The following is a 1,629-nucleotide window of genomic DNA, read 5'->3' as shown; positions in this document are numbered from 1 at the left end:
GATATTTCCCAATCTTCAATTCCGTAACGGTTTTAACCAGAGGTAATTATCAATTATCCATTATCAATTATCAATTATCAATTAATTACACTTGTTGATAAATATAATGGTAAAAGTTTGAATATTCCGAATGATTTAGTTGTCAAATCAGATGGGAGTATTTATTTTACCGATCCTCCTTATGGGATTAAATAATAATAGGAAGAATTGGGTTTTTATGGTGTTTATCGAATTGCAACAGATGGTAAGTTAAGTTTATTAGTTAATAATTTTGTTCGTCCTAATGGTATTGCTCTTTCCCCTGATCAAACTAAACTTTATGTTAATGATTCGGAAGAAGGTCATATTCGTATTTTTGATGTTAAGTCAGATGGAACTTTAGAAAACGGAAAGATTTTTGCTGAATTAAAAGACCCGAATAAAGCAGGTGTTCCTGATGGAATGAAAGTAGATTTACAGGGAAATGTTTATAGCACTGGACCAGGAGGAGTTTGGGTTTTTTCTGTATCAGGAAAGTTACTAGGAATTATTTCTGTAACGGAGAGAGTTACTAATTTAGCATGGGGAAATAATGACTATAAAACTCTTTATTTAACAGCTAGTAAAAGTCTGTACAGAATTACTCTTAAAGTTACTGGAGTTAGACCTGCTCGAATTAGGTAGTAGGTAATTTCAGTTATCAGTACCTTCTACTGAAATAGGAGTCTTGAAATACTAAAGTTGATTTTTTCTTGGTCGATTAGAGATGGCTAGGTCTCCTGGCCATCTCTCGACCGCTTTTTCATGGCTTTAAGAGGGGAGGCTTGAAACTTTATTTTTTGGTGAGTTGAATAATTATGGCAAAACAAGGATTTTGGTACGGATGTACGGATAATTGAAATTAGGAATAAAATTATCTTACTTTTTCCTAATTAGTTATAGTTGATTTTTTCCGTAATTTTTTAATTTATTTATTTTCCTAAATATGATAGTAAGTGAGTTAAATAATTCTGGCAAAGCCAGGATTTTACAGGTATAAACTAGATGATGGGTATTAGCAAGAAAATGCTTTTACTAAAAGTGGTTGGTAATTTAGTAAGTGTGTATGGTTTTTCGCAAAAGTATCGAAATTTCTTTATTTTGCTAAATATATTAGTAAGTGAGTATAAGTAATCGGACAAGAGAATAATTTTTATAGAGATAAACAGATAATTATAATTGGGAAAAATTTATCTTACTAATCAGTAGTAGGTAGTTTATAGGATAAGAATTGTTTAGGGTTGTTCCGCAAATTATTAATTTCTTGATTTTGCAAAATGTAGACTAGAGTCGCGAGAGTAAAGTATCAATTCATTAATTGATAATTGATAATTACCTCTGGTTAAAACCGTTCGGGAATTGAATATAAAGAAATATTATTTTTTCTCTTGGTCAATTGGATATGGCGTTTCGGCGCTTGAGCCGACATGAAAAGCGGAGCGGCTCTGTTAAGAGCGGGAAACCTCGCCATCTCATCCTTCGGAATGCTCCGCAAACGACCGCTTTCTTGGTCGATTGGATATGGCGTTTCGGCGCTTGAGCCGACATGAAAAGCGTAGCGGCTCTGCAAGAGCGGGAAACCTCGCCATCCCATCCTAAGGTCATGCTCCG

2 protein-coding genes are annotated in these 1,629 nt (G+C 33.9%); one reads left to right on the top strand and one right to left on the bottom strand.

Annotation, left to right across the window (positions count from 1 at the left end):
- Positions 1-207: 207 nt before the first annotated feature.
- Positions 208-663, top strand: a complete 456-nt coding sequence (locus tag ACP6PL_RS21890; protein WP_426547392.1) for an SMP-30/gluconolactonase/LRE family protein — start codon at positions 208-210, stop codon at positions 661-663.
- A 697-nt stretch (positions 664-1,360) separates the two neighbouring features.
- On the opposite strand, the gene ACP6PL_RS21885 is transcribed toward ACP6PL_RS21890, so the two are convergent.
- Positions 1,361-1,629, bottom strand: a 269-nt coding sequence (locus tag ACP6PL_RS21885; protein ID WP_426547391.1) for a hypothetical protein, incomplete at its 5' end; no start/stop codon positions are given.

This window comes from Dapis purpurea BLCC-M126 (assembly GCF_050015975.1).
Taxonomy (GTDB): domain Bacteria; phylum Cyanobacteriota; class Cyanobacteriia; order Cyanobacteriales; family Microcoleaceae; genus Trichodesmium.
Note: the sequence above shows the minus strand (reverse complement) of the source record. Positions and strands in the feature narration are given on the sequence as shown.